We start from the raw sequence: 21,093 nt of genomic DNA on the forward strand, positions 1-21,093 counted from the left end.
CCAAGACCACGTTCTGTGCGATCCGAGCGATAGCTCTGCAGCTGCAAAGACATTGAAAATGGCCTCCGCTCGATGTCGCGAGGGTGCTAGCGCCCATACGGACGTTAGCCCGCGTTTGCCTTAACTCCTGCGGCTTCGATGCCGGCGACCGCGCAGGCTTCATCATTGTCCGAGGTGTCGCCGGACACGCCGACGGCGCCGAGCAACGTCGCGCCGTCCATGATCAGCACGCCGCCGGGGACCGGCACCAAGGCGCCCTTGGCGATCGTGTTCACGGCGTCGATGAAATAGGCCTGCTCCTGGGCGCGCTGGTACAGCGCGCGCGAGCCCATGCCCATGGCGAGCGCACCATAGGCCTTGCCGTGGGCGATCTCGGCTCGCATCAGGCTGGTGCCGTCCTGGGCGGCGGCGAGCTTGAGCACGCCGCGCGCGTCCAGGATGGTGACGACGAGGGGCTTCAGCTTCAGTTCGGTGGCCTTTGCGAAAGCGGCGTCGAGGATCTTGCGGGAGGTGTCGAGGGTCAGTTCAACCATGGCTGGGCTCCTTTGCAACGGGTGAGGTCGTGGATTGAGTTTTCGCGCGATCAAGGCTCATCGCCAGCACGCGCGCAACGTGAAGCGCCTCGCGCTGCGCGCCGTCGTGGATCTGGTGCCGGCAGGAGGTGCCGTCGGCAACGATCAGCGTCGTTGGGTCTGCGCGCCGCACGGCGGGCAGGAGAGACAGCTCGGCCATCTCGATCGATGCGTCGTAGGTGTCAGTGCCATAGCCGAAGGCGCCGGCCATGCCGCAGCAGCTCGACTCGATGGTCTCGACCTCAAGGCCGGGGACGAGCCGCAGCACCTGCTCGACCGGCTTGAAGGCGCCGAAGGATTTTTGATGGCAATGGCCGTGGACGACGGCCTTGTCGGCGACGGCGCCGAGCGGCAGTTGCAGACGGCCGGCCTCGGCCTCGCGCACCAGAAATTCCTCGAAGGTCAGCGCGTGGGCGCCGACGGCCTTGGCGTCATTGTCCTTGCGCAGCGAGGCGAGCTCGTCGCGCAGCGTCAACAGACAGCTCGGCTCGAGGCCGACGATCGGCACGCCGCGCGCGGCGAAGGGCGCGAAAGCTGAGACCAGTCGATCAAGCTCAGTCTTGGCTTCGTCAACGAGGCCGGCGGACAGGAACGTGCGGCCGCAGCAGAGCGGCCGGCTGCCGCTCGCCGGCTTCGGCAGATGGACGCGATAGCCGCCGGCCGCGAGCACGCGCAACGCGGCGTCGAGGTTCTCGCGTTCATAGATGCGGTTGAAAGTGTCGGCGAACAGTACGACCTCGCGGCCGGTCTCCGGCCCGACCGCTTCCGCCGGCGGCACGAACACGTCGCTGCGGAAAGCGGGCAGGGCGCGGCGCGCGCTGATGCCGGCAAAACGCTCGAACAGCTTTCGCAGCAGCGGGCTGCGGTTGCGCAAATTGGCGAGCGGCGCGAAGCGCGCGGCGAGGCCGGCATAGCGCGGGAGGTAGCCGACCAAGCGATCACGTAGTGTTAGCCCGTGGGAGGCGGCGCGCGCGGCCAGCACCTCGATCTTCATCTTGGCCATGTCGACGCCGGTCGGGCATTCATGGCGGCAGGCCTTGCAGGAGACGCAGAGCTTGAGCGTCTCCATCATCTCGTCGGAGGAGAGTGCACCCGCCCCGAGCTGGCCGGAGATCGCGAGCCGCAGCGTATTGGCGCGGCCTCGGGTGACGTCCTTCTCGTTGCGCCTCGCGCGGTAGGACGGGCACATCACGCCGCCCTCGAGCTTGCGGCAGGCGCCATTGTTGTTGCACATCTCGACCGCGCCCTGGAAACCACCGCCGGCGCCGGGATAAGCCGACCAGTCGAGTTTTGTCTTGAGGTCAGCGACGCGATAGTCCGGTTTGAAGCGGAACAGCGAGCGGTCGTCCATCTTCGGGGCATCGACGATCTTGCCGGGATTGAGGACGCCATCGGGGTCGAAGCGGGTCTTCACCTCCTTGAAGTCGGCGACGAGGCGTTCGCCGAACATCGTGGCGTGGAATTCCGACCGCACCAGGCCGTCGCCATGCTCGCCGGAATGCGAGCCCTTGTATTCGCGCACCATCGCGAAGGCTTCCTCCGCAATGGCGCGCATCGCCTTGACGTCTTTCTCCAGCTTCAGGTTCAGCACCGGTCGTACATGCAGGCAGCCTTCGGAGGCATGCGCATACATCGTGCCGCTGGTGCCGTGTTTGGCAAACACCTCGCTCAGCCGCGCGGTGTAGTCGGCCAGATGCGGTAGCGGCACGGCGCAGTCTTCGACGAAGGAGACCGGCTTGCCCTCCTGCTTCATCGACATCATGACATTGAGGCCGGCGGCGCGGAAATCGGCGATGCCGCCCTGAAGCGCCGGCTCGGTGATCTCCACCACGCCGCCCCATTTGCGCTTGTCGTTATTCCAGCCGAAGCCGAGATCGCCCATCAGCTCGCCGAGTTGCTTGAGACGCAGAAGATTGTCGGCCTGGTCTTCTTCGGCGAACTCGACCACCAGTACGGCATCCGGATCGCCCTTGATCGCGGCAGAGATAATGGGGCGGAACATCGCGATGTCGCGGCCGAGCGCGAGCATGGTGCGGTCGACCAGCTCGACCGCGATCGGCTTCAGCTTGACCAGATGCTGGGCCGCATCCATCGCCTCGTAGAAACTGCCGAAATGGCAGACGCCCAGCGCCTTGTTGCGGATCACCGGCCACAGCTTCAGCTCGACCTTGGTGGTGAAGGCCAGCGTCCCTTCCGAGCCGACCAGCAGGTGCGCCATGTTGTTGCGCGCATTGCGCGGCATGAGCGCATCGAGATTGTAGCCGCCGACGCGGCGCTGCACTTGTGGAAAGCGCGCTGCGATCTCGTCGGCCTCGCGCGCGCCGAGATCGAGCATGTCACGGAACAGGCCGCGCGCGTTGTCGCTCGCTCCGACATCGGAGAGATCGCGCGACACCTCACCAAAACGGCTCAGTGTGCCGTCGGCCAGCGCTGCCTCCATCGACAGCGTGTTGTCGCGCATGGTGCCATAGCGCAGCGAGCGGCCGCCGCAGGAATTGTTGCCGGCCATGCCGCCGATGGTGGCGCGCGAGGCCGTGGAGACGTCGACCGGAAACCACAGGCCGTGCTTTTTGAGCTGGCGGTTGAGGTCGTCGAGCACAATGCCGGGCTCGACCACGCAAGTGCGGTTCGCGACGTCGAGCGACAGGATGCGGCTCAGGTGTTTTGAGAGATCGACGACGAGACCGTCATTGACGGTCTGGCCGCATTGCGACGTGCCGCCGCCGCGCGGCGTGACCTTGCGTCCCTCGTCGCGGGCGATCGCCAGCGCCCGCAGCGCCTCGTCCATGGTCCTGGGCACCACCACGCCGGCCGGCATGATCTGGTAGAACGAGGCGTCGGTGGCGTAGCGGCCGCGGCTAAAACCGTCGAACAGGACGTCGCCAGTCATTTCCGCGCGCAGGCGCCGTTCGAGCGAGGAGGCGTTTGTCATCCCTGGTCCTGGAGTGATCCAGCGAGGCCATCTGCGCTCTCTGGATTATTCATTCTTGTTTCTGACCGATTATATTATGAATTCAAAATGAGCTAGCCGGCCACCTCAGGGTGACGCTGGCGCGTCCTCTTGGGGCTCGGTCAGGTGCTCGATCGCGGCCGTCCGCTTGTTGCGCAGATGCTGGAACAGGATGTCGCTCAGTTCGCTGCCGGCGCGGCGGCGCAGCGCATCAAGGATGGCTTCGTGCTCGCGCATCGCTTCCGCCCAGCGCTGCCGCTTGCGGGCGAAATTGGCGGAGTAGCGGACACGGCGGATCCGGCCGGCAAAGTTGGCGTAGGCCGTCTTCAGCGTTTCGTTGCGTGCGGCCGTGACGATGCTCTCGTGGATGCGCTGGTTAGTCTGGAAATAGCCGTGCATGTCGCGATGCAGATAGTGGCCGTACATCTCGTAATGCAGCTGCTCGATCGCCGCGATTTCGTCGTCGGTAATGGCTTCGCAGGCCAGTCGACCGGCCAGGCTTTCCAGTCCGGCCATTACGTCGAACAGCTCTTCGAGGTCGCGCTGGCTGAGCTGGCGTACCCGCGCGCCGCGGTTGGGCAGGAGCTCGATCAGCCCCTCGGCGGCGAGCACTTTCAGGGCTTCGCGCAGCGGTGTGCGGGAAATGCCGAGCATCTCGCAGAGCTGGCGTTCGGGAACGCGCGCGCCGTCGGGAATGTTGCCTTCCACGACATAGTCGCGCAGCCGCAGCAGAATCTCGCCATGAAGCGAGGCTGCCTCGCGGTCGCCACCATTGCTGGCCGGCGGGGCGATCGGAACCCCGGTGTCGGGAATCGTGGATTTCATTTGCAGCACAGTAGTTTGCTCGGTTGGTCGCGTCGACGTCCACAATCGAATACCAAATTTCGATTGAAATGACAAAAAATGAATGCAAAATAGCCAAATGAGCCGGCCAGAATCCGCCGCCAGGGAGGTTTTCATGCATCAGGGACGCCATTTCCTTCAGATTCCGGGCCCGAGCCCGGTCCCCGAGCGCGTGTTGCGCGCCATGGACATGCCGGTGATCGACCACCGGAGCGCCGAATTCGGCGAACTCGGCCGGACCGTGCTCGAAGGCAGTCAGACAATTTTCCAGACCAAGGGTCCGGTCATCATCTTCCCCTCGTCGGGGACGGGCGCCTGGGAGGCCGCCATCGTCAACACGCTGTCGCCGGGCGATAAGGTGCTGATGGTCGAGACCGGCCATTTCGCCACCCTGTGGCGCCAGATGGCCGGCCGCTTCGGCATCGAAGTCGACTTCGTGCCCGGCGACTGGCGCCGTGGTGCCGATCCCGCATTGATCGAGGCGAGGCTCACCGAGGACAAGGCTCATACGATCAAGGCCGTCATGGTCGTGCACAACGAGACCTCGACAGGTGCAACCAGCCGTATCGCGGAGATCCGCGCTGCGATCGACCGCACGGGTCATCCGGCGCTGTTGATGGTCGACACCATCTCCTCGCTCGGCTCGGTCGACTACCGCCACGACGAGTGGAAGGTCGATGTCAGCGTCAGCTGCTCGCAAAAGGGTTTCATGCTGCCGCCCGGTCTCGGCTTCAACGCGATCTCGGAGAAGGCGCGCGCCGCGTCCAAGTCCAACAAGATGCCGCGCTCCTATTTCGACTGGGAGGAGATGCTCAAGCCCAACACCAAGGGCTTCTTCCCCTACACGCCGGCGACCAATTTGCTCTACGGCCTGCGCGAGGCGATCGCGATGCTGCTCGAAGAGGGCCTCGACAACGTGTTCGCGCGCCATCAGCGGTTAGCTGCCGCAACGCGCGCCGCCGTCAACCATTGGGGCCTCGAGGTACTCTGCCAGGAGCCGGCCGAATTCTCACCGGTGCTTACCGCGGTGCTGATGCCGCCGGGACATGATGCCGATCAGTTCCGGCAGATTGTGCTCGAGAATTACAACATGTCGCTCGGCTCGGGCCTGTCGAAAGTCGCCGGAAAAGTCTTCCGCATCGGCCATCTCGGTGAATGCAATGCGCTGACGCTGCTTGGCGCACTCACCGGCGTGGAGATGGGTCTGTCGGTTGCCGGCGTGCCGCACCGCTCCGGCGGCGTAGCCGTCGCGATGAAGCTTTTGGAGCAGCGGCCGCAGGGCAATGCGTCGCCGCATCTGAAAGTGGTCGGCACTTAAATCGCGCAGGGCACACGCGAGCGGCAATCATAACAACAGCAATTCGGGAGGGGTGGAGATGGGAGTTCGGTTCAAGGCCACGCATGTCGTGCTGGCGATGCTCTGCGCGATGTACTTCATCACCTATGTCGATCGGGTGAACATCGGCACCGCCGCGAGCGAGATCCAGAAAGAGCTCGGTCTCTCGAACACCCAGCTTGGTCTGGTCTTCTCCGCCTTCGCCTATCCGTATCTGCTGTTCCAGGTGATCGGCGGCTGGGTCGGCGATCATTTCGGGCCGCGCAAGACGTTGTTTTGGTGCGGCATGATCTGGGCGGCTGCTACCATTATGACCGGCTTCGTGCACGGTTTGACCGCGCTGTTCGTCGCGCGCTTCGCGCTCGGCTTCGGCGAGGGCGCGACGTTTCCGACCGCAACGCGCGCGATGCAATACTGGACCCCGGCGAACCGCCGCGGCTTTGCGCAAGGGCTGACCCATTCCTTCGCGCGGCTAGGCAATGCGATAACGCCGCCGGTGGTCGCGCTCCTGATCGTCTGGCTGACCTGGCGCGGGTCGTTCGTCGTGCTCGGCTTCGTCAGCCTGATCTGGGGCGTGATCTGGGTCTGGTATTTCCGCAACGAGCCGAAGGAGCATGCTTCCATCACCGAAGCCGAGCTTGCGACGCTGCCGCCGCGCCCGACCGGCGAGCGGCCGCGCGTGCCATGGGGTCCGCTGTTCGGCCGGATGTGGCCGGTGACGCTGACCTATTTCTGCTACGGCTGGAGCCTGTGGCTGTACCTCAACTGGCTGCCGCTGTTCTTCAAGAACAACTACAATCTCGACATCAAGAACTCGGCGCTGTTCGCCTCGGGCGTGTTCTTCGCCGGCGTGGTCGGCGACAGCGTCGGCGGCGTGCTGTCGGACAAGATCCTCGACCGCACCGGCAATGTCCGTCTGGCGCGGCTCAGCGTCACCGTTGCGGGATTTGCGGGCGCGCTGCTCTCGCTGCTGCCGATCCTGTTCGTGCACGACATCACCGTGGTGGCCTTGTGTCTGTCGGCGGGCTTTTTCTGTGCCGAATTGGTGATCGGCCCGATGTGGTCGATCCCGATGGACATTGCCCCGAAACATTCCGGCACCGCGTCCGGACTCATGAACACGGGGTCGGCCTTCGCCGCGATCGTGTCCCCGCTCGTTGCGGGCTTCGTGATCGACGCGACCGGCAATTGGTACCTGCCGTTCCTGATGTCGATGGGGCTGCTGCTGCTCGGCGGCTTCTCCGCCTTCCTGATGCACCCGGAACGTCCGTTTGAGGAGGTCGAGGGGCAGGTGCCGTCCGGACGGGTGGTGGCCGCGGAGTAGGGGGCGGCGGAGGTCCGTCGGTTATGCATGGGAGGCGCCCTAAGGAGAGGGGACAAGCCGGTCAAATGGTGCTATTCGGCGGCCATCAAAATCAAGGCAAGACCGGGAAGGACGCCGATGACCGTGCATACTGGAAGGCATTTCCTACAGATTCCAGGACCGACCAACGTGCCCGACCGGGTGCTGCGGGCGATGGACATGCCGACGCTGGACCATCGCGGTGCGGAGTTCGCCGAGCTCGGCTTTGCCGTCCTGGCCTCGATGCAGCGCGTGTTCCGCACCAAGCAGCCCGTGATCATCTTCCCGTCGTCCGGCACCGGCGCCTGGGAAGCGGCGATGGTCAACGTGCTCGCGCCCGGCGACAAGGTTTTGATGTGCGAGACCGGCCAGTTCGCCGTGCTGTGGCGCGGCATTGCCGACAAGTTCAAGCTCGACGTCGACTTCATCCCGAGCGACTGGCGCCATGGCGCCGACCTCGCCGAGATCGAGAAGCGCTTGGCCTCCGACAAGCAGCACAAGATCAAGGCGGTCTGCGTCGTGCACAACGAGACTTCGACCGGCTGCGTGACGCCGCCGCTCGAGGTGCGCAAGCTGCTCGACCGCGTCAAGCATCCGGCGCTGTTGATGGTCGACACCATCTCAGGCCTCGGCTCGATGGAATATGAGCACGATGCCTGGGGCATCGACGTCTCGGTCGCTGGCTCGCAGAAGGGCCTGATGCTGCCGCCGGGCCTCGGCTTCAATGCCGTCTCGGAGAAGGCGCTCGCGGTGGCCAAGGCCAATCCGGGCATGCGCTCCTATTGGGACTGGCAGGAGGTCATCAGCTTCAACAAGCTCGGCACCTTCCCCTATACGCCTGCCACCAATCTGCTGATGGGCCTGCGCGAGGCGGTCAAGATGCTGGAGGAGGAAGGTCTCGACAACGTGTGGACCCGCCACAAGCGTCACAGCGCCGCGACTCGCGCCGCGGTCAAGGTCTGGGGCCTGGAGACGCAGTGCGCCGATCCTGCTGCGCATTCGCCGGCGCTGACCGGCGTGCGCGTGCCCGAGGGCCACGACGCCGATGCCTTCCGCAAGGTGGTGCTGGACAACTTCGACATGTCGCTCGGCACTGGCCTGAACAAGGTCAAGGGCAAGGTGTTCCGTATCGGCCATATCGGGCATTTCAACGATCTGATGCTGATGGGCACGCTCGCCGGCGTCGAGATGGGCCTGGATCTTGCAAAGATTCCGCACAGGAGCGGCGGTGTGTTGGCGGCCATGGACGTCCTGAAGGGACGCGACGTGGTGCCGATGGCCAAGGCACAAGTGGCTTGAAGTAACTTGGAAAGTGAGCGCGCGATGAATGCACCGACGACGACCAACGAAGACCTGCTCTACTCCGTCACGGACGGCATCGCGCGGATCACCTTCAACCGCCCCCAGGCGCGCAACGCCATGACCTTCGCCATGTATGATCGCATGGCGGAGATCTGCACCGAGATCAACGGCGACCGCTCGATCAAGGCGCTGATCCTGACCGGCGCCGGCGACAAGGCGTTTGCGTCGGGCACCGACATTTCCCAGTTCCGCGCCTTCAAGACCGCGCAGGATGCGCTCGACTACGAGGCACGGATCGACCGCGTGCTCGGCACGCTCGAGCAGTGCCGCGTGCCCGTGATCGCGGCAATCGCGGGGGCCTGCACCGGCGGCGGCGCCGGCATCGCCGCATGTTGCGACATCCGCATCGGTACCGAGACGACGCGGATGGGTTTCCCGATCGCGCGCACGCTTGGCAATTGCCTGTCGATGTCGAATATCAGCCGCATCGTCTCGCTGGTCGGACCGGCCCGCACCAAGGACATGATCTTCAAGGCGCGGTTGGTCGAGGCCCCGGAAGCCCTGGCCCTCGGGCTGCTCAGCGAGATCGTGCCGGACGTCGAGACACTTCAACGCCGCGCCGAGGAGACTGCAAAGCTCGTCGCGAGCCATGCTCCGCTGACGCTCGAAACGACGAAGGAAGCGGTGCGCCGCATCCGCCCCACGCTATCCCGCGAACAGGGCGAGGACCTGATCCTCAAGGCCTATATGAGCGAAGATTTTCGCGAGGGCATGGACGCCTTCCTCAACAAGCGCACGCCGAATTGGAAGGGCAAGTAGCGCCCGCGCCTCGCGCGCCGTTCGCATCGTCTCGATGCGACAGCGAGGCCCCAGACGATGGTTGAGATCAATCGTCAGCCGCTCATCTCGCGCCGGGTTGTCGTAAATCTTTCAATTGGTTCCACGTGAATGGAACCGCGGCGATGAGCGCGCCTTTGCGTCCACATTGACGCCGTGACAACCTCGGGAATAAGATCGCCGAGGTTGCACGCTATCGCTCGCGTTTTCAGAGCCGATAGGTCAGCCATTTTTTGAGCTGTTTTTGGCTGATCACACTGCAACCAGAAGTCATTGTACTGAAAAAGTAGCGAAGTACGTTCGACGACGCGAGACGCGCCAGAATTTCATTGCCGCTGACCATCCCGACGCCAGGCACGACCTCGCGAACAAGCCAAGACTCCTAGCAAGCTTCTTAAGCCAAGACCGTTGAGTCACGTCTGGGTTCTCAGACCGATTAGTCGCGTCGCCGCGTCCTCATGTGGCGGCGTCTCCATGGCAAACGCAGGCAGGAATTTTTCCATGACCAATCATACGCCGGCTTTCACTTCCTCATCCGCGACGGGCAGCTTCACCGAACTCGCCAACGCCACCGATTCGACGACGTTGCACACGTTGTCCGGGACGATGACCTTTACCGACAGCGACCACAGCGACACGCATACGACTGCGGCGACATTGCACTCCGCCGTGCTCTCCAGCGGAACGATCATCCCGGCGTTCTCGCTTGCGCATTTCCAGACTGCGATGCAGTCGCAGATCCTCAGTGATCACAACGGCTCGGGTCAGCTCAAATGGAATTTTAGCGACGCGGACGACGATTTCGATTTCCTCGCCAAGAACCAGACGCTGGTTCTGACCTACGACATCAAGGTCTCCGACAATCACGGCGGCACCGCGATCCAGACCGTCAAGGTCACCATCACCGGCACCGACGACAAGCCGGTGATCAACATGGCGACGACGGCGACCGTCACCGAGCAGGCGAACCAGACGCTGTCGCTGTCGCCTGACACGGTTCACGTCGCGCTCAACTTCACCGACGACGATCTCACCAATACCGGCCATACCGCGACCGTGATCGGCGTATCCGCCTCCGGTGCCATCGCAGGCCTGCTGCCGGGGTCGCTCGGCAACGCCGAGCTGATGGCGTTCTATCATGTCAACAACGTCGTCAAGACTTCCGGCTCCAGCACCGGCACCATCAACACCACCTTCTCCGCGCCCGATCTCGCCTTCGATTACCTCGCGGCGGGCCAGCATCTCGACATCACCTACACTGTCCAGCTCGACGATCATGCCGGCGGCGTCTCTACGCAAACAGTCATGGTCACTGTGGTCGGCACCAACGACAAGCCTGTGTTCCTGTCATGCCCGGAATCGGCGGCTCTTGCTGAGGATCAGAATGTCAGTCCGACCGGTAATCTGACCGCGCATGACAGCCTGTTGTTCTCGGATATTGATCTGGCGGATGTGCATAGTGTTTCGACCACGGTCACGGCGACCCGCTCGGGCGGCGGTTCGATACCCCTGACGAATGCGCAACTGCTGGCGGCGTTCGGAACCTCACTCCATGACTCGACCGGGCATGTCATCGGCGATATCGACTGGAATTTCGCGTTTCCCAACTCCTCGGCCAATTTCCTCAACGGCGGCGAGACGCTCAAGCTCGTCTACCACGTTGCGGTCGACGATGGTCACGGCGGTTCCACCACCCAGGACGTCACCATCACGATCCTCGGCGTCAACCACCCCGTCGTGATCACGAGCGGCGCGGAATCCTCGACTGTGACCGAGCAGGATGTCGTCACGGGTTCACCGACACCCGACACGACGCCGACAATCCCGGCGGGCACGCTCGCCTTCACCGATCAGGACACCAACGATACGCATACGGTGACGACGACGCTTGACTCGACCTCGGGGCCGACGCCGCCGGCGGCGACGCAGGCCGATCTCGCCACAGCGGTGACAACAGTGCTGCACGATTCCACGGGCACCGGTACCGGGAGCATCGACTGGAATTTTGCGATTCCCGACAAGGACCTCGACTATCTCGCGGCCAACGAGACGCTGACGGTGAACTACGACATCAAGGTGGCCGACGGTTCGACCAGCTCGACGCAGACCGTCTCCGTCGTCATCACCGGCGCCAATGATGCGGTTGCGATCACCAGCGGGCCGGAATCCGCTTCGGTCGCCGAGCAGCCCGGCCAGGCCAACTCGTCGGCGCCCGACACGACGGCGGTGCAGACGCTGAATTTCACCGACGTCGATCTGTCCGATGTCCACTCGGTCGGTGTGACACTCACCTCTGCGGTGTGGTCGGCCGATCCGTCTTTCGTTCCAGGTGACACGCTGAACGATCTGCAGGCCGCACTCGTGACGGCGCTGCACGATTCCACTGGCTCCGGCACGGGCGGGATCGACTGGAGTTTCAATCTGCCCGACCGGGATTTGGACTTCCTGGGCGCCGGCGAGACGCTGACGGCTACCTACGTCGTCACGGTGAGCGACGGTTCGACGAGCTCGACCCAGCAGGTCACGATCACCGCGACCGGTGCGGCCGACGCCATGACCGTCAATCCGGTCACCGCGACGATCAACGACACATCGTCCATCGACGCCGGAAGCATCGTTGCCCAGGGCGATGCCATCCACGACGTGTCCGACAGCCCGGGCGACGGCAGCGTGTCGCTCAGCATCACCGCTGTGAACGGACAAGCGGCCAATGTCGGCACGTCGATCGCCGCTGCGCATGGTACGCTGTTGGTCGAGTCCGACGGCTCCTATCGCTACACCGCCTCGTCGGCGCTCGATCAGCTTCAGAACGAGGACAATTCGACCGAACAGTTCACGATCACGGTCACCAACGGCCTCGGAGAGAGCCACGACACCACGCTGACCTTCAACGTGTTCGGCGCCAACGACGCGCCGGTAATCACCGCGGCCAATTCGGTCGGGACGCTGACCGAGGACGCGGGCACTGCGGTCATCGTCAACGGCGGCTTTGAGGCCGGCAATCTGAGTGGCTGGACGGCGGTGGGCGCCATCCCCGACCAGTTGGTGCTAGGCGGCCAGTATGGCGACTACTCCGCGCTGCTCAGCAACGGCTTCCTGGAGCAGAACATCGCCACCGTCGCCGGCCAGCACTATACGCTGAGCTTTGAGGTTGCCGGCGATCCTGACGCGTCATCCTCCTCGTTTTCGGTTTTCTGGGACGGCGCGCAGATTCTCGCTTCGACCCACGTGGAGTTTGGGTTCACCAAATTCACGTTCGACGTCGTTGGCGATGGAGGAGGCGGCTCGACACCCCTGGAGTTCGACTTCGCCACCGACGGCGCCGGCCTGTTGCTCGATGCCGTCTTGGTTTCGCCGACGCCTGGACCTGCGGTGGAGACCACTGACGGATCAATCTCGTTGTCCGACGCCGAGGCCGCGGATACGCATACGGCAAGTATCACACCCCTGGGCAGCGGCTATGTCGGCACGTTCTCGCTCGATCCGGTATCGGAGGTACCGGGGAGCGGATCAGTCGCCTGGCACTACTCGGTCAACAACGCCGACATCCAGTTCCTGGCGCAGGGGCAGACGCTGGTGCAGACCTATGCCGTTACGGTCCTCGACAGCCACGGCGCCTCCACCGTGCAGGACGTCTCGGTTGCCATCAACGGTGTCAATGATGCCCCCACGGCTGTGGGCGAGACCGTGGTCACGGATGCTGGCGCCAACGGCTCGGTCGCGATTCCAGGCTGGGCGCTGGCGCTGAACGACACCGATCCCGACGCGACGGACCAGGTCTCGCTCGGCGCGGTCACGGGAAGCTCCGGAGGTACCGCCAGCTTGGCCTCCGGCTACGCCCTCTTCACGGATGACGCTACGATCGGCGGTTCGTTCAACTACACCGCATCTGATGGGATGACGACATCAGGCAATACCGCGACTGACACCGTGGTGAACAACGCGGCGTCCGCGAGCACGCTGACAGCGGGAAGCGGCGACAGCGTTCTGGTCGCCACCCAAGGCACCGAGCAACTCGTCGGCGGCGCGGGCAACGACGTTCTGATCGGCACCGCCAGCGGCAACGTCATGTCCGGCGGTGGAGGCAACGACACCTTCGCGTTCCTACAGATACCGACGGCTATCAGCCAGATTACCGACTTCAACAACACGAGCCAGCACGATCGCATTGCCATCTCCGCGAACAGCTTCGGCGGCGGCTTGACGCCCGGTATGGATGTGACGCCCACCTTCGAGACTTCGGCCGACAATACGTTCTCTGGCGCGGCCGAATTCCACTTCGACACGGGCAACCAGACGCTCTATTTCAGCGCGGACGGCACCCAGGCATCGGCGCATGCGATCGTGGCGGTCCAGGCCGGCGTGGTGATCAACCCGCACGACATCCTGCTGGTGTAGCCGATCGGCGCACTGGCTTTGCGAGCTGGGCGCGGGCTCCGCAAGGGGCCCGCGCTTTTTTGCGGGCCGGCCGCGCTTGCAATCAATCTCATTCCAAAGTCATAAGCGGTGCGACGTTGGGCAGCTTGAACTGGCCGGCGTTCGACCGCACAATGCAATCCGCCTTTGGTTTTCGCGAATTGCCAATCCGAACAAGAACATAGGCAAGAATTGGGGACGATGCGCGTGGGACATGGAATGAATGCCGCGATGGCGCTGACGGCCGCGCTTTGGGCTGCACCGGCGGTCGCCGGCTGGGAACCGACCAAACCCGTCGAGATCGTGGTCGCGGCCGGCGCGGGCGGTGCCTCCGACCAGATGGCGCGGATGATGCAGGCCGCGATCCAGAAGAACGATCTGATGAAGCAGCCGATCGTGGTCTCGCTCAAGGGCGGCGCTTCGGGCGCGGAAGCGCTGATGTACATGAAGTCCAACGAGGGCGATCCGAACAAGGTGCTGATCGCCTATTCGCTGATCTACATGCTGCCGCTGTCGGCCAAGATTCCGTTCAACTGGCGCGAGCTGACGCCGGTCTCGGTGATCGCTCTCGACCAGTTCGTGCTGTGGGACAACAGCGCCGGCCCCAAGACGGTGAAGGAATTCGTCGAGGCCGCGAAGGCGGCAGCCGCTCCGTTCAAGATGGGCGGCACCGGCTCCAAGCGCGAGGATCACGTGCTGACCGTCTTCCTCGAGCAGAAGACCGGCGCGAAATTCTCGTATCTTCCCTACAAGTCCGGCGGCGAGGCCGCGACCCAGCTCGTCGGCAACCACACCGAATCCAACGTCAACAATCCGAGCGAAAATCTCGAAGTCTGGCGTGCCGGCCAGGTGCGTCCGCTCTGCGTGTTCGACAAGGAACGCATCTCCTACACCGGCAAGGTGACGGATACGCAGTCCTGGGCCGACATCCCGACCTGCAAGGAAGAGGGCGTCGACGTGCAGTATCTGATGCTGCGTGCGATGTTCCTGCCCGGCAAGGTCACGCCGGAACAGCAGGCGTTCTATGTCGAGCTGTTCCATAAGGTGACGCAGACCACGGAGTACAGGGACTATATGGAAAAGCAGGCGTTGAAGCCGATCTTCCTCACCGGCAAGGACATGGTGCAATTCCTCGAGGAGGACGATGCGCAGAACAAGTCGCTGATGACCGAAGCCGGATTCGTCGCGAAGTAGCCGTCTTCACCTCGCCCTGCTTGCGGGGAGAGGTCGCATTGCATCGTAGATGCGATGCGGGTGAGGGGGACTCTCCACGAGTCCAGCTTTCACCGTCCTCGTGGAGACTCCCCCTCACCCTAACCCTCTCCCCGCAAGCGGGACGAGGGGATTGGCCAGAGCCTTGTTGTTCACCCATGTCCCAAACCGATTCTGAAATCGTTGTCGACGATCCGACCGCGCCTGAAGAGGACTCGCCCTCTGTGGCGAACTCCAGCACGGTCGAAATCATCGTCTGCCTCCTGCTGCTCGCGCTGGCCGCAATCCTCGGCTACGACAATTGGCGCGCCGGCGCCTCCTGGGATTCGACCGGGCCCGAGCCCGGTTATTTCCCGTTCTATCTCTCCATCATCCTCGGCGCCGCGAGCCTCTATGGCCTGATCGCAGTGCTGCTGGCGCGCCGCGCCACATCCGAGACCTTCGTCACGCGCGCGCAGGCGCGCCGCGTGATGGCGGTGTTCGTGCCGACGCTGCTGTTCTGCCTGGTGACGCAGTTCCTCGGCCTGTATGTCGCGAGCTTTTTCCTGATCGCGGGCTTCATGCGGGCGATCGGCAAGATCGCGCTGTGGAAGTCGCTGCTCACCGCTTTCCTGTTCACGGCGATCATGTTCGTCACTTTCGACATCGCCTTCGACGTCATCATGCCGAAAGGGCCGCTTGAAGCGGCCTTCGGCTACTAGGGCTGATTGCGATGGAAGCGTTTGGTCTATTGCTTCACGGCTTCGCCGTCCTGCTCACGTGGAAGACGCTCGCGTTGATGATGGTCGGGCTGGTGCTCGGCATCTTCGTCGGCGTGCTGCCGGGGCTGGGCGGTCCCAATGGCGTGGCGATCCTGCTGCCGCTGACCTTCACGATGGATCCGACCTCGGCGATCGTGATGCTGTCCTGCATCTATTGGGGCGCGCTGTTCGGCGGCGCCATCACCTCGATCCTGTTCAACATTCCCGGCGAGGCCTGGTCGGTCGCGACCACCTTCGACGGCTATCCGATGGCGCAGCAGGGCAGGGCGGCGGAAGCGCTGACCGCGGCGTTCACGTCCTCCTTCATCGGCTCGCTGGTCGCGGTGCTCCTGATCACCTTCCTCGCCCCGATGATCTCGTCCTTTGCGCTGAAGTTCGGCCCGCCCGAGTTCTTCGCAGTGTATCTGTTGACCTTCTGCTCCTTCGTCGGTCTCGGGCGCGAGGCCAAGCACAAGACGGTCATCTCGATGTCGCTGGGGCTTCTGCTCGCCGGCGTCGGCATGGACACGGTGTCGGGCCAGTTGCGCATGACCTTCGGCTCGTCCGAGCTACTGCGCGGCATCAACTTCCTGGTCGCCGTCATCGGCCTGTTCGGCATCAGCGAGATCCTGCTGACGATGGAGGAGCGCTTAGCGCTGCGCGGCCACGCCGCGAGCATCTCGCTCCGCGTGGTGTTGAGCGTGTGGAAGGACCTGCCGAAATACTGGGTGACGCTGCTGCGCTCCTCCTTCATCGGCTGCTGGCTCGGCATCACCCCGGGCGGCGCGATCGCGGCGTCCTTCATGGGCTACAATCTCGCCAAGCGCTTCTCCAAGGATCCGGAGAGCTTTGGCAAGGGCCGCATCGAAGGCGTGTTCGCGCCGGAGACCGCCGCGCACGCCTCCGGCACCGCGGCGTTGCTGCCGATGCTGGCGCTCGGCATTCCCGGCTCCGGCACCGCCGCGATCCTGCTCGGCGGCTTGATGGTGTGGGGGCTCAATCCGGGCCCGCTGCTGTTCGTCGAGCACAAGGATTTCGTCTGGGGCCTGATCGCCTCGATGTATCTCGGCAACGTCGTCGGCCTCGTGCTGGTGCTGACGACGGTGCCGATCTTCGCCTCGATCCTGCGGGTGCCATTCGCCGCTGTGGCGCCGATGATCGTGGTGTCCTGCGCGATCGGCGCCTATGCGATCCAGAACGCGATGTTCGACATCTGGCTGATGCTGGGCTTTGGCGTCGTCGGCTATGTCTTCAAGAAGATCGGCATTCCGCTTGCGCCGTTCACGCTGGCGCTCGTGCTTGGCAACCGCGCCGAGGATGCCTTCCGGCTGTCGATGATCGGCTCCGGTGGTGACCTCAAGGTGTTCTGGTCAAACGGTCTGGTCGGCTCGATCACGACGCTGGCGATCCTGCTGCTTTTCTGGCCGGTGATCGATGGCCTGCTCGGCCGCGTCGGATGGACGCAGCGGACGACGCCTGCGTCGCGCTAGGGTTGTTAGGTTGTCATATTGAAATCAAATGAGTAATCTTCCGGCGGTGCCCCGATCCTGAAGCTGCTGACGGCGGTATTGTTTCTGAATGTTGCTGTTGCGGCACAGCCGTTGGGCAAGCAGCAGCGTATATTTTGATCACAAAATTGTGCGGAGGGGATTCCATGAAGCGGATCGTGATCGGAATGGCCGCGGCGATGTCGCTGTTCGCAACGGGCGCACTGGCTGCCGACCTGGCGGCGAGACCCTACGTCAAGGCACCGGTCATGGTCGATCCGGTCTGGAGCTGGACGGGTTTCTACGTTGGCGCCAATGGCGGCTACAGCTGGGGCCGTTCGCGCACAGACGTCTCCTACACCAACACGGCAACCGGCGCTGTGATTGCGCCGCCTGCCGGCTCCATCACCAATGCCTCGTTCGACATGAATGGCGGCGTCGCCGGCGGCCAGGCCGGCTACAACTGGCAGAGTGCCAACTGGGTGTACGGCATCGAGGGCGACCTGCAATGGTCGGGCGAGAAGGCAGTGCCATCTTCAACTGCGCTGGCGTTGCGCCGGCCGGTGGCACCTGTCTTCCCGGTCTGACATTCCTTCCGGCTGGTGGCCTCGCTGGCACGACCCTGACGATCGATCAGAAGCTCCAGTGGTTCGGCACCGTCCGTGGCCGCGTCGGCATCCTGGCGACCCCGAAGGTGCTGTTCTACGGCACTGGCGGTCTGGCCTTCGGCGAGATCAAGACCACGGGCACCATGACCGGCTTCACGCCCGCCGGTCTCGCGGCCGCCTCGATCGGCTCGAGCTCGACGACGCGCGCTGGCTGGACCGTGGGCGCAGGTGTCGAAGGCAAGATCACCCAGAACTGGAGCGCCAAGCTCGAATATCTCTACATGGATCTCGGCCGCTTCGGCTCCGGTCCGTTCACGCTGGCGCCGGCCTCGGCGATCGCCGCCAACGTGTCGTCGCGCTTCACCGACCACATCCTGCGCGCCGGCATCAACTATCAGTTCGCTGGCCCCGTCGTCGCGAAGTACTGAGCAAGTTCTGAAATCAGCAGAGGCGTCCAACAAGAAGCAAAGCCCGGCATGTGCCGGGCTTTGTCGTTCAGCGTGGATCAGTTGCGGACACCATCACCTTGGTTGTCGTCGGCTCGGCGATTCGCGTCGACATAGTGTGCAGCACATGATGTCAGCTTGATCGTAGCATCTGGCAACGATCCTGTCCTATGATTTGCTGCGACTCCCAAATTGGCTTCTCATGCCGCAAATCATGCTCAACGCGACGTGTGGTCTTGCGATGTGTGGTCTTGCGGTCGCCGCGACACGTGGGCGTTGCCGCGCGCTAGTGATATGGTTAACATCTCGGAGTTGCAATTGTCTGCTACAGCGTAGCCGCTGTTTGTGGAGCCGAACGATCCATTTGCAGTTATCATTTTTATTGGAGGCTGATGAAATGAAACGATTCCTTGCTGCGCCATTTGCTATCGCCGGAGCGATCATCGCGCTCTTCCTCCTCGCAAGTCCCGCCAGCGCACAAGCCAGCCGAACCTGGGTGTCCGGTGTCGGCGACGACGTCAACCCGTGCAGTCGCACGGCGCCGTGCAAGACCTTCGCGGGCGCGATCTCGAAGACAGCGGTGAACGGCGAGATCAACTGCATCGATCCCGGCGGTTTCGGTGCGGTGACCATCACGAAATCGATCACCATCGATTGTCACGAGGTGTTCTCCTCGATCCTCAATGCCGGAACGAACGGCATCAACATCGCCTTCGACTCCTTTAGCGACGCGCGCAAGACGGTGAACATCCGCAACATCAACATCCAGGGCTTTGACAGCGGCATTATCGGCATCCGGATCTTCGGCGCGGGAGCCGGAAGCTTCGTCAATATCGAGGACTGCCTGATCAACGGCATGTTCTCCAGTACGGCGACCGGCATTGCTGATCAACGCACCAACGGAGCCCTGACCGTGGTGAACACCACTGTTCGGGACATGGGCGGTAGCGGCATTACGGTGGCAAGCGCGGGTGGCGGCCTGATCAGCGCGACGCTGAGCAATGTAAAGGTGTTCAATGCTGCGAGCGGTGTTGCGGTCGGTACCGGCGGAGCCGTTCATCTTAGCAATTCGGTCGTGTCAAGCAATTCCGTCGGAGGCGTTGTGATCTCGGGCGGCGGTATCAACGTCGACGCCACCACGATCTCCTTCAATGCGGTTGGCATCAAGCAGACCGGAGGATCGGTCAACCTCTCCAACAACGATCTCTCGTTCAACAGCGCCGGCGTATCGGGCACCGTCAATTCCTATACCAACAACCGCTTCACCAACAACGGTGGAGGCGGGACGATCACCCCCATCGGGGGCGTGACCAATCCGAGCGGGCTGCAATAGCCTGATGGATATTCACGGCCCATCGGCCGTCAATCACGGAAATGCAAAAAAGCCCCGGTTTCTCCGGGGCTTTTTCTCTGATCGTCGCGATGAAGCCCGCATGTGGTGTCACACCACCTTGTGCTGCCGCAGGTCGGCGATCTCGTCGGTACCGAAGCCGAACTCCTTGAGCACTTCCTCCGTCTGCTCGCCGAATTCCGGCGGGCGCGCCACCATCTTGCTCGGCGTGCGCGACAGCGTGACGGGCTGGCCGACCAGGCGGATGTGACGGTCCTCGTCATTCGGCACGTCCTGTGCAATGCCGAGATGCTTGACCTGCGCGTCCTCGAACATCTGGTCGATAGCATAGATCGGCCCGCAGGGTACGCCGGCCTCGTTGAACTCCCTGACCCAGGTCTCGGTCGACTTGGTCAGGGTGCGTTCCTCGATCTTGGCGTTGAGTGCGTCGCGGTTCTTGGAGCGCGCAGGCGCGGTCGCATAATCGGGATGGCTGTAGAGTTCGGGGGCGCCAATCGCCTGCGCACAGCGTTCCCAGATCCGCCCGCCGGTCGTGGCGATGTTGATGTAGCCGTCGGAGGTCTTGAACACCCCGGTCGGAATGCTGGTCGGATGGTTGTTGCCGGCCTGCTTGGCGACCTCCTTCTCCATCAGCCAGCGCGAGGCCTGGAAGTCGAGCATGAAGATCTGTGCCTGCAACAGCGAGGTCTGCACCCACTGGCCTTTGCCCGAGACCTCGCGCTCGAGCAGCGCGGTAAGGATGCCCATGGCGCAGAACAGGCCCGCTGTGAGGTCGGCAACGGGAATGCCGACCCGCATCGGACCTTCGCCCGGTGCGCCGGTGATCGACATCAGCCCGCCCATGCCCTGCGCGATCTGATCGAAGCCGGGGCGCTTGTGATAGGGGCCGTCCTGGCCGAAACCGGAGATGCTGCCATAGACGATGCGTGGATTGATCTCGCGCAGGCTCTCGTAATCGATGCCGAGCTTCTTCTTCACGTCGGGCCGGAAATTCTCGACCACGACGTCGGCCTTGGCGGCGAGGCGCTTGAACACGGCAAGCCCGCGCTCGTCCTTCAGATTCAGCGTCATCGCCCGCTTGTTGCGGTGCAAGTTCTGGAAGTCGGATCCCCGTCGCGGCCCGCCCGGCTGCTCGCCGCCGGAATCCTCGGTCAGCGCGTCGATCTTGATCACGGTGGCGCCCCAGTCCGCCAGCTGCCGCACGCAGGTGGGCCCGGAGCGGACGCGGGTCAGATCGAGCACGGTGAAGCGCGACAGGGCTTCCGAGGCATGCGGAAAGGGCATTTTGATAGGCTCCGGGGACAGATTGCGGGCCCTACCATAGTGCCGAAAGATCATGCGGCAAGTCCGGCTCGGCGCCGGTGCCGCCTGCCAAAATGCGATGCCTCGCGCGACTTTCGCTGCGGTGAAGGGATCAGCGCGTCAGGCGCTTCAACTCGGCACGCGCCTTCTCGGCCAGCGGATCGTCCCCGTGGCGCGCGATGAAGAGCTCGAACGCCTCCGGCGTCCCCCTCTGGCTGGCGAGCTCGTATTCCTCCGCGACCGCCGCCGAGGGGGCGCGGGCCGGTGGAACCGAGGGCGCGCGCAATGCCTTGCCGCCCTCGTCCGCGTTGGCTTTTCCGACCATGACAGGCAGTCCTCCGAGGGGAAG

The 21,093-nt window shown here is 63.7% G+C and carries 16 protein-coding genes; 11 read left to right on the forward strand and 5 right to left on the reverse strand.

Going from position 1 to position 21,093, the window contains the following annotated elements; translation table 11 throughout:
- Nucleotides 1-104 precede the first annotated feature (104 nt).
- The 3 genes from UB31_RS39135 to UB31_RS39145 all read right to left on the reverse strand — a co-directional run bounded on the left by UB31_RS39135 (nt 105) and on the right by UB31_RS39145 (nt 4,347).
- Nucleotides 105-533, reverse strand: coding sequence for a GlcG/HbpS family heme-binding protein (locus tag UB31_RS39135; RefSeq protein WP_045001380.1), 429 nt, complete (start codon nt 531-533; stop codon nt 105-107).
- Nucleotides 526-3,504, reverse strand: a complete 2,979-nt coding sequence (locus UB31_RS39140) for an FAD-binding and (Fe-S)-binding domain-containing protein (protein WP_045001381.1) — start codon at nt 3,502-3,504, stop codon at nt 526-528. Before UB31_RS39140 ends, UB31_RS39135 begins: the two co-directional genes overlap by 8 nt.
- A 105-nt stretch (nt 3,505-3,609) precedes the next feature.
- Nucleotides 3,610-4,347: a GntR family transcriptional regulator gene (locus UB31_RS39145; protein WP_045001382.1), complete on the reverse strand. Its 738-nt coding sequence runs from the start codon at nt 4,345-4,347 to the stop codon at nt 3,610-3,612.
- Nucleotides 4,348-4,480: 133 nt separating this feature from the next.
- Between UB31_RS39145 and UB31_RS39150 the strand changes: the two genes are divergently transcribed.
- From UB31_RS39150 to UB31_RS39195, 11 genes are all read left to right on the forward strand, one after another.
- Complete coding sequence (locus tag UB31_RS39150; protein WP_045014624.1) at nt 4,481-5,683, forward strand: pyridoxal-phosphate-dependent aminotransferase family protein; 1,203 nt, start codon at nt 4,481-4,483, stop codon at nt 5,681-5,683.
- 58 nt (nt 5,684-5,741) lie between these two features.
- Complete coding sequence (locus UB31_RS39155; RefSeq protein ID WP_045014625.1) at nt 5,742-7,025, forward strand: MFS transporter; 1,284 nt, start codon at nt 5,742-5,744, stop codon at nt 7,023-7,025.
- A 117-nt stretch (nt 7,026-7,142) separates the two neighbouring features.
- Nucleotides 7,143-8,342: a pyridoxal-phosphate-dependent aminotransferase family protein gene (locus UB31_RS39160; RefSeq protein ID WP_045014626.1), complete on the forward strand. Its 1,200-nt coding sequence runs from the start codon at nt 7,143-7,145 to the stop codon at nt 8,340-8,342.
- A 24-nt stretch (nt 8,343-8,366) separates the two neighbouring features.
- Nucleotides 8,367-9,164: an enoyl-CoA hydratase/isomerase family protein gene (locus UB31_RS39165; protein WP_045001386.1), complete on the forward strand. Its 798-nt coding sequence runs from the start codon at nt 8,367-8,369 to the stop codon at nt 9,162-9,164.
- 519 nt (nt 9,165-9,683) lie between these two features.
- Nucleotides 9,684-13,580 (forward strand): beta strand repeat-containing protein, encoded by a 3,897-nt coding sequence (locus tag UB31_RS39170; protein WP_045014627.1) that lies wholly within the window; start codon nt 9,684-9,686, stop codon nt 13,578-13,580.
- A gap of 237 nt (nt 13,581-13,817) precedes the next feature.
- Nucleotides 13,818-14,792, forward strand: coding sequence for a tripartite tricarboxylate transporter substrate binding protein (locus UB31_RS39175; protein ID WP_045014628.1), 975 nt, complete (start codon nt 13,818-13,820; stop codon nt 14,790-14,792).
- Between the two features lie 176 nt (nt 14,793-14,968).
- Nucleotides 14,969-15,511, forward strand: coding sequence for a tripartite tricarboxylate transporter TctB family protein (locus UB31_RS39180; protein WP_045014629.1), 543 nt, complete (start codon nt 14,969-14,971; stop codon nt 15,509-15,511).
- Nucleotides 15,512-15,522: 11 nt separating this feature from the next.
- On the forward strand, nt 15,523-17,040 hold the full coding sequence (locus UB31_RS39185; RefSeq protein ID WP_045014630.1) for a tripartite tricarboxylate transporter permease: 1,518 nt from the start codon (nt 15,523-15,525) through the stop codon (nt 17,038-17,040).
- Between the two features lie 164 nt (nt 17,041-17,204).
- Nucleotides 17,205-17,624: an outer membrane protein gene (locus UB31_RS42760; RefSeq protein ID WP_245306144.1), complete on the forward strand. Its 420-nt coding sequence runs from the start codon at nt 17,205-17,207 to the stop codon at nt 17,622-17,624.
- Nucleotides 17,546-18,073: an outer membrane protein gene (locus UB31_RS42765; protein WP_245306145.1), complete on the forward strand. Its 528-nt coding sequence runs from the start codon at nt 17,546-17,548 to the stop codon at nt 18,071-18,073. Before UB31_RS42760 ends, UB31_RS42765 begins: the two co-directional genes overlap by 79 nt.
- A 220-nt stretch (nt 18,074-18,293) precedes the next feature.
- Nucleotides 18,294-19,424: a right-handed parallel beta-helix repeat-containing protein gene (locus tag UB31_RS39195; protein ID WP_197090920.1), complete on the forward strand. Its 1,131-nt coding sequence runs from the start codon at nt 18,294-18,296 to the stop codon at nt 19,422-19,424.
- Nucleotides 19,425-19,532: 108 nt separating this feature from the next.
- Here UB31_RS39195 and UB31_RS39200 read toward each other — a convergent pair whose 3' ends face one another.
- The gene (locus UB31_RS39200) at nt 19,533-20,726 is read right to left on the reverse strand and encodes a CaiB/BaiF CoA transferase family protein (RefSeq protein ID WP_045014632.1); all 1,194 of its coding nucleotides are present in this window, start codon (nt 20,724-20,726) and stop codon (nt 19,533-19,535) included.
- Nucleotides 20,727-20,856: 130 nt separating this feature from the next.
- On the reverse strand, nt 20,857-21,069 hold the full coding sequence (locus UB31_RS39205; protein ID WP_349643884.1) for a hypothetical protein: 213 nt from the start codon (nt 21,067-21,069) through the stop codon (nt 20,857-20,859).
- Between the last annotated feature and the right edge of the window lie 24 nt (nt 21,070-21,093).

The sequence above is a fragment of the Bradyrhizobium sp. LTSP849 genome, assembly GCF_000938255.1.
Classification (GTDB): Bacteria; Pseudomonadota; Alphaproteobacteria; order Rhizobiales; family Xanthobacteraceae; genus Bradyrhizobium.